Origin of the sequence: Limnohabitans sp. JirII-29, assembly GCF_003063395.1 — a bacterium.
GTDB lineage: Bacteria > Pseudomonadota > Gammaproteobacteria > Burkholderiales > Burkholderiaceae_C > Limnohabitans.
Window position 1 is genome coordinate 484,856 of the sequence record NZ_NESB01000003.1, and the last position, 7,692, is coordinate 492,547.

The following is a 7,692-nucleotide window of genomic DNA, read 5'->3' on the forward strand; positions in this document are numbered from 1 at the left end:
CTCAATCGGGAGAGGTCACCGGCTCGATCTTGTGGGACACCGCCGAGGTCATGATGGCTTCGAGTGCCGCCACATTGGCCAGCATCTCGCGGTGTGTCACCGGATAAGGCCGCTCATGGCGAATGGCCGCCGCAAAGGCTTCCAGGTTGGCCAACACCGTGGGGTGAGGCGCCGCAAAACTGGTGACAGGGGCTTGGCCTTGCATGACACGCTTGATGTCCCAGCCGGTGGGGTTTTCTGGATGGGTGCGATCGCGAATTTCAAACCAGCCCTTGGAGCCATAGACCGCAAAGCGGCCTTCAAATGGCGTCGCCAAAATGGCGCTGATCAAGGCATTGGCACCGCCCGGAAAGGCCAGCATCAGTCCCAGCGTGTCGCCGTTTTCAAACTCGGAACCGCGCGTGGCCAAACGGGCCCACACCGCTTCACTGGGGCCCAGAATGGCAATCGCCAAATCCACCAGGTGAATGCCTGTGGCGGTGAGCGGCCCCACCGGTGCGTGCTGGTTGGAGAGGCGCCAGTTGTCTTTGGGCAAGGCAAAGAATTTGTCTTGGCTGAAGTTAGCTTCAATTTGCAAGATGGTGCCAAAAGTGCCGGCCTCAATCTCGCGGCGCAACTCGATCACCGAGGGCTCAAAGCGCCGCTCATGGCCAATGCCCAAGACCCGCTGATGTTGGACGCAACTGTCAATGGCACGTTGCGCGTCTTTCACGGTGAGGCACAAGGGCTTCTCACAGAACACGTGTTTGCCGGCCTTGGCCGCCGCCACAATTTGGTCCGCGTGTTGCTGGTGTGGCGTGCACAGAATGACCGCCTCCATCTCAGCGATTTGCAAAAACTCGTCGAAGCTGGCCAGCACATGGACACCCTTCAACACCGGGTCGGTCGCCATCTGTTGGCGCAACTCGGCACTCACCTCCACCACCGCCACCAACGACATGTGGTTGGAGCTTGCGATTTGTTTGGCAATGGTCTTGCCCCACCAGCCATAACCGACCAGCCCCATGCGGACCGGTTGGCGTGAAGAGGGGGATTGGGTTGAACTTGTCACAGCGGTGTCTCCTGAATTGGGTTCTTGTTTTAGACTCGGCACGAATTTACACCAAATAGGAGATCAAATGACCACCAAAACAAAAACCGCCCCCCGCAAAACCACAAAGCCCAGCGTCACAGCCAGCGCCAAAACCAAGCCGGCTCAGGCGAGCGCCAGCAAGATTGGCTTTCTCGGTTTGGGCATCATGGGCTCGGCCATGTCGGGTAATTTGTTGAAGGCTGGCTTTGCGGTATTTGGCTTTGATCCCAGCGACGCAGCGCGCGCACGGCTCAAAAAAGCAGGCGGCACGCCCTGCACCAGCATGGGCGAGTTGGCGGCCCAGGTGGATGTGATCATTGCATCGCTGCCCCACGCACAAGCCCTGTTCGACGCCGCCCATGCCGTGGCACAGCGCGGCAAAAAAGGGCTGCTGATGGTCGACACCAGCACCTTGGACATTGACGACAAGGTGACGGCGCAAAAGATCTTGGCCAAACAAGGCATCACCCTGCTCGACTGCCCATTGTCCGGCACAGGCGCGCAAGCGGTGCGCAAAGACCTGTCGGTGTACTCCAGCGGTCCCGCCAAAGCGGTGCAACAACTCACGCCCGTGTTTGAAGGTTTTGCCAAAGCCAACTACTACCTGGGTGAGTTTGGCAATGGCATGAAAATGAAGTTGATGGCCAATTTGTTGGTGGCCATCCACAACGTGTCCACGGCGGAAGTGCTGCTGTTTGGCGAGCGCTTTGGCATCTCTCCCGAGGTGGCGGTGAAGGTGCTCGCCGACGGCGCGGGTGGCTCACGCATGCTTGATGTGCGCGGGCCCATGATGGTCAACCAAAGCTGGGACCAAGCCACCATGAAGGTGTCGGTCTGGCAAAAAGACATGAAGCTGATTGGCGCGGCGCTGGCCCAAACGCACACCGCAGCGCCCTTATTTGCAGCCACCATCCCGGTCTACAACGCGGCCATGGGTTTGGGCCATGCCGAGAACGACACCGCAGCTGTGTTCGATGTGCTCTCGCACATGTGCGTGCCCAAGAAGGCGGCCAAAGCAAAACCCAAAGTGAAAGCCAAGGCCAAATAAAGGCCATGCCAGCGGCTTGGCGTGCCAAACGCCAAGCCCGATGCGTCAGGCTGCGGGCGTAACCGCACCCACGGCCGCAAACAAATTGCGAATCACATCGGCCTCGATGTTGCGGGTGATGAACACCAAGCGTGAATCGGTGTCGGCACTGGGCCAACGGTCCAACTCCACAGGGGTGTGAAAGATGTGTTGCACACCCTGCACCACCACCGGCTTGCCATCCACATTGACGATGCCTTTGACACGCAACAAGTCTGGGCCACGCAAGGTGCTGAGCAACTCCAAGGCCGCCGAAAAAGACGCCCACTGGAACGGCTGTTTGAAACGCAAGGACACCGTGCGCACCGAGCGGTCATGGGTGGCCGCTGCCTGCGCCAAGTAACGCCCGCCCTCGGGTGCGTCTGTTGATGCCGAGCCATCGAGCGCCTCGCCTAAAAACCGCAAGGTCTGCTGGCCCGCGCGCGCACTTGCAAGCCCCAAGGCCATCAGGGCGTGCGGTTCAATCTCGCCATTCACCAAGGTGTCGATGCTGGCTCTGGGGTTGAGCGCGCCAATCGCTTCACGCAAAGCTTGCAACGTGGGCGCATCGGCCAGGTCCGACTTGGTGATGAACACCTTATCGGCAATCGCAATCTGTTTGACGGCTTCGGTCTGGTCTTGAATTTGTCCCAGGCCCAGCACGCCGTCGACCAAGGTGATCAGGCCATCGAGCCGGTACTGCGCTTCCAGCAAGGTGTCGCTGGCCAGGGTCTGCACCACCGGCGCCGGGTCGGCCAAGCCTGTGGTCTCGACGATCACGCGGTCAAAGTCAAACACCTCGCCCACACGGCGTTGGGCAAACAAGTCGCGCAGGGTTTCTTGCAGGTCCGTGCGCACCGAACAACAAATGCAGCCGTTGGCCAGCAAGGTGATGTTCTCGGACGACATGGTGACCAGGTCATGGTCAATGCCTATCTCACCCACTTCGTTGATCACCACCGCCACGCGTCGCATGTCGTGGTGCTTGAGCAATTTGGAGATCAGCGTGGTTTTGCCACTGCCCAGAAAGCCCGTGATGAGGGTGACAGGAATTTTTCCTGCCAGCGCGTCGCGTTGCCAAGTCACAGCAGCGGCTTTAGATGTTCATCTCAAGGATGTAGAGGCCACCGGTGAAACGGTCCACGGTGTAGACGATGCGGCGGTCGTCCACGTACACATCGTTCAACTGAATCGCGCCTGCGGGCGACAGCTTGGGCGCGCCTGGCACAAAGTAGGCAATCTCTTGCACTTGGTAAGGGTTGCTGGTGTCGTACACACGCACGCCCGCATTGAAGAACGAACCCACGATGATGGTGTCTGAGCGAAACGAAGTGGGGCCAGGCAAGTTCTCGTGCAAGTTGTGGGCCCCAAAGCGGCCACCGCGTTTGGCAAAGGCCTCAAACGACGGCGCAGGGAACGTGCCAATCGGCACTGGGTTGGCTTCGTTGCGGGCGTCCACCACCCACACCAACTTGGGCCAGTCGGCTCCGTTGTCTTGCACGCATTCGTCGCTCACGATCCACAAGCCACGGTCGAACAAAGGCAAGACGGTGTGGGTGAACCCATTGAAAGGTGGCGAGTGGTTCCACTGCGAGACCACCTTGATGTCTTTCATGTCCGAGATGTCAAGCACCACGGCGCCACCGTCGATGTAGCCCACAAAGGCGCGGTCAGGACGGTCGGGAAACACGTTGGTGTTGTGGGTGCGAAAACCGGTGTCGAATTGCTTGGGCAAGCGTGCGGGCGGAGGTGCCTCATCGCCTTCACGCGTGCCGGGGTACCACCAACGGCCTGCTTCAAAAGGCTTCGTGGGGTCGGAGATATCGACGATGCGGTAGAACTGGTCGTCCAGCGGATTGCGCGGCTGAAAGTCGGGCGCACCCGAGGACATATGGATGTATTTGCCATCGACAAACCACACCGCATGCACGCCGCGTGAGTGTGGGCCCGAGCAGTCAAAGTGCGACAACAAACGTGGCGTTTCAGGAACGCTCACATCAAAAATATCCACGCCAGCAGGCTTGATGCCAACCTCCGAGGCCTGGTAGGCCACCACCAAGGTATTGCCCACCACGTCTAGCGAGTTGGAACGCAGCTTCATGTGCGGCAACTCGGTTTGCACAATCAGCTTCGGTGCTGTCGGGTCGGTGACATCCACGCCCGAGAAGTTTTTAGGTGCTGATTCGTGCGCCAACCACAAGATGCGACGACCGTCAGAAGTGAGCTGCATCGCCATGCCCTCGCCCAATCCACCAAAGCCAGCCAGCTCATGGTGGGCCAACAATTTCATGTTGTGTGACAGGGTTTGATCGGCACGAGAAGCGGGGGATGGTGCGTGAAGCATGGGTTAACACTCTCTGTATTTTTGACAGTTTGCAATATAACTTGAAGGTCGATGTGTATATCGACACGTAAGTGACTGAGTTAAAACAAAAGGAGATGACATGAGTTCGGTGTTGCGATCAGGTTTTAGAAAAAACAGTGCTTGGCTGTTGGCTTTGGTTTTGGGGTGCTTGTCGCCCATGGTTCAAGCACAGAGTTTCCCCAGCAAACCTGTGAAATTGGTGGTGACGTATCCACCTGGTGGTAGCTCAGACTTGATGGCTCGCATCATGGGACAAAAACTCAGCGAGCACTGGGGCCAACCCGTCATCATCGAAAGTCGTCCCGGCGCAGCAGGCTCGATCGGCATGGAATACGCCGCCCGTCAAGCCGCCGATGGCTACACCTTTGTGGTGGGCAACTTAGGCCCAGCGGCAGTGAACCCGCTGATCACCAAAGTGCCCTACAGCATGGAGAAGGACTTCATCCCCGTCTCACTCACTGCCACAGGCCCCAACATCTTGGTAGTACCTGCTGCCTCGCCCTACAAGACATTGGCCGATCTGCTGGCCGATGCAAAGGCCAAACCCGGCGTGTTGAACTTTGGCACCAGCGGTGCCGGCAGCATGGCGCACTTGGGTGGTGAGTTGATCATGCGTCAAGCCGGCGTGAAGATGATTGGCGTGCCCTACAAAGGTGGCGGCTTGGCCGTGAACGACTTGATCGCAGGCCAAATCAACATGATGGTGTCCGACGCTCTGCCCGTGAGCCAACACATCAAGACCGGCCGCTTGCGCGCATTGGCCATCACCAGCGCCAAACGTTCACCCATGAGCCCAGACATCCCCACCTTCGCCGAAGCGGGTCTGCCCGGTTTGGTGGCCGTGAACTGGTGGGGCGTGTACCTGCCCACCGGCACACCCAAAGCGATTGTGGAGAGCTACCACGATGCCTTGGTCAAGATCATGGCCAACGCCGACCTGAAAGACCGCTTTGCCGGTTTGGGTGTGGAGGCACAAGCCAGCACGCAAGACGAATTCAAAGCGTTCTTGGCCGCCGAGCATGCCAAATATTCCAAGCTGATTGCCGACAACAACATCAAAGCCGATTAATTTTTAAAGTGAGTTTTCATTCATGCGCATAGGCATAGCAGGAACCGGCAAGATGGGCAGCGTCATTGCTGCACGCTTGCACACATTGGGCAATTCAGTGACGGTCTGGAACCGCTCGAAAGAGCGGGCCCAAGGCCTGATCGACTCAGGCATTGGCTGGGCGGCAACGCCTGCCGAATTGGCTGCGCAGTGCGACGTGGTGCTGAGCTTGGTGACCAACGAACAAGCCCTGGACGACGTGTACCTGTCGCCCCACGGTTTGCTCAGCGGTGACGTCAAAGGCAAGCTGTTCATTGAGATGAGCACGGTCAAACCCGCCAAGCAACAAGAACTGGCGCAACATGCTGAAGGCTTGCATGCAGCCTACTTGGAGTGCCCTGTCAGTGGCAGCGTGGGCCCTGCCAAAGACGGCAAGTTGATTGGCTTTGTCGGCGGCGACGCCCAACACCTGGAGCGCGCCAAAGCTGTGCTGGAACAACTCTGTCGTCGCATTGAGTTTGTCGGCCCTCACGGCTCAGGGGCCACCATGAAGCTGGCCATCAACCTGCCGCTGATGGTGTACTGGCAAACCTTGAGCGAAGCCTTGTCGCTGATTGAGCCTTTGGGCTTGGACCCACAGCGCGTGATCGAGGTGTTCTCAGAGTCATCGGCCGGACCCAACATGCTCAAGGTGCGCGGCCCCATGATTGCGCAAGCCTTGGCGGGTGAGAAAAACGATGCCGTCACCGTGGACGTGGCTACCATGCGCAAAGACGTGCGCGCCATGTTGGCCCAAGCCCAAGCGCATCAACGCAAGCTGCCGTTGACCGAAGCCACGCTCAAGAGTTTTGATGCCGCCGCAGACAGCGGTCTCAATGCCGCCGACTGCACCAAGTTGTTGGTGTGGTGGCTGCAAACGGGTGGCAAGGCATAAGTAAAGGGTGCTATCAACTCAACCAAGGGGATGTGTAGTTTCCTTGGTTAGTTGGCTGCAAATACGCAAGGTCATTGTTCAGTTTTGACGGTCAAGCAATACAACAGTCATTGACAAAACGCCTAAGTTCATAGCGCAGAGACTTAATTGTTGTTTAACCGCGAGGACCTCGCTTCACAAGGTCTTCATCTGCACCCCGAAGGTACGAGCCGTTTGGACCAAGGTACTTAAAGTTCCATTTCCCATCATTCCACACGACAGTTTCCTTAATCGCCTTAAGTCGATTTTGGAGGTACCCGACCTCCAGCGAACCATCACCGTTAACATGGAATACATAGCCGTCTAGGGAATTAGCTATACGAATCCACTGACCAACAGTAACTTTATTCGGTGACATTTGATCTCCTTAGACTTTTGATCCATCTTCAAGGGCGTCAAGGCTACTCTAGATTCTTGCTGCACATATTCATTTCATCTTCATTGTTATTACTAAGCACCCCAATAACTTTGAACAAGACTCGATACAAGATTAGTACTGTCATCGGCAGGCATCTGGCGGTCGCACCAACCTCAACCACTGTATGGCAAATGGTTTTGGGGTTGCACAGGCGGCCAAGGGGGCGTCAGTCATGATGCAAAAAACTTGTTTTGGCGACACGTCAAAAGGACATGTCGCAATTTTCATGAAATACCGACATGTAATGAAGTCATGTCTTTCTTGGCGACATGAATCGGACAACGTATCGATAAATTTCAATTTAGGGAAAATTAAGACACGGTCCAGCGCACCATAAACGACTTTGGTTGCGGTTAGCGCGGTGCAGGCGCTTATGCAGGGAGACAATAAGCGCATCGCGTCGAGCTGGCCTACAAGGGAGTCTTCCCAAATTTGCAAGTAATAGCCATCATGGGTCGATTGCATTGCAATCGATCTATGCATTTGATGCTCAGTTTTGAATCAGATCAAACAGTCGCAGCGTTCGGCGGAGTGTTGATGTCTGGATGCAAGCGGTGCGCACGGTGTTACTACAAACGGCCACTGATTGCTGCATATTTGCAGCCGCGCCTAATGGAAGATGCCTGGTCTTGACCCTGTAATCCAGTACCGTCGGTATATTCAAGTTACCGATTGTTTTTCCCTGAACACGGTCGGTGGCAAATATCCCAACGCACTGTGCGGGTGATAAGAATTGTAGTCATCGAACCA

General features: G+C 56.8%; 7 protein-coding genes. 3 read left to right on the forward strand and 4 right to left on the reverse strand.

Annotated features, from left to right (window positions below):
• Position 1: 1 nt before the first annotated feature.
• Positions 2-1,051, reverse strand: coding sequence for a Gfo/Idh/MocA family protein (locus B9Z39_RS07420; RefSeq protein ID WP_199172969.1), 1,050 nt, complete (start codon positions 1,049-1,051; stop codon positions 2-4).
• Between the two features lie 67 nt (positions 1,052-1,118).
• Between B9Z39_RS07420 and B9Z39_RS07425 the strand changes: the two genes are divergently transcribed.
• Complete coding sequence (locus B9Z39_RS07425) at positions 1,119-2,120, forward strand: NAD(P)-dependent oxidoreductase (protein WP_158269466.1); 1,002 nt, start codon at positions 1,119-1,121, stop codon at positions 2,118-2,120.
• A 45-nt stretch (positions 2,121-2,165) separates the two neighbouring features.
• On the opposite strand, the gene B9Z39_RS07430 is transcribed toward B9Z39_RS07425, so the two are convergent.
• Positions 2,166-3,224: a GTP-binding protein gene (locus B9Z39_RS07430; protein WP_108301207.1), complete on the reverse strand. Its 1,059-nt coding sequence runs from the start codon at positions 3,222-3,224 to the stop codon at positions 2,166-2,168.
• Positions 3,225-3,234: 10 nt separating this feature from the next.
• Positions 3,235-4,428 carry an LVIVD repeat-containing protein gene (locus B9Z39_RS07435; RefSeq protein ID WP_108301208.1) on the reverse strand — a complete coding sequence of 398 codons (1,194 nt, stop codon included), beginning with the start codon at positions 4,426-4,428 and terminating at the stop codon, positions 3,235-3,237.
• A gap of 154 nt (positions 4,429-4,582) precedes the next feature.
• Here B9Z39_RS07435 and B9Z39_RS07440 point away from each other — a divergent pair, with 154 nt between their 5' ends.
• Together B9Z39_RS07440 and B9Z39_RS07445 are read left to right on the forward strand one after the other, a co-directional pair.
• On the forward strand, positions 4,583-5,572 hold the full coding sequence (locus tag B9Z39_RS07440; RefSeq protein ID WP_100146881.1) for a tripartite tricarboxylate transporter substrate binding protein: 990 nt from the start codon (positions 4,583-4,585) through the stop codon (positions 5,570-5,572).
• Between the two features lie 22 nt (positions 5,573-5,594).
• Positions 5,595-6,485, forward strand: a complete 891-nt coding sequence (locus B9Z39_RS07445) for an NAD(P)-dependent oxidoreductase (protein ID WP_108301209.1) — start codon at positions 5,595-5,597, stop codon at positions 6,483-6,485.
• A 1,117-nt stretch (positions 6,486-7,602) separates the two neighbouring features.
• Here B9Z39_RS07445 and B9Z39_RS17260 read toward each other — a convergent pair.
• Positions 7,603-7,692, reverse strand: a 90-nt coding sequence (locus B9Z39_RS17260) for an integrase core domain-containing protein (protein ID WP_143474155.1), incomplete at its 5' end; no start/stop codon positions are given.

Bases quoted from the DNA above. Each gene is read 5' to 3' on its own strand.
- B9Z39_RS07440 (WP_100146881.1), top strand. From the start codon at position 4,583: ATGAGTTCGGTGTTGCGATCAGGTTTTAGAAAAAACAGTGCTTGGCTG.
- B9Z39_RS07435 (WP_108301208.1), bottom strand. From the start codon at position 4,428: ATGAAATTGTTGGCCCACCATGAGCTGGCTGGCTTTGGTGGATTGGGC.
- B9Z39_RS07445 (WP_108301209.1), top strand. From the start codon at position 5,595: ATGCGCATAGGCATAGCAGGAACCGGCAAGATGGGCAGCGTCATTGCT.
- B9Z39_RS07425 (WP_158269466.1), top strand. From the start codon at position 1,119: ATGACCACCAAAACAAAAACCGCCCCCCGCAAAACCACAAAGCCCAGC.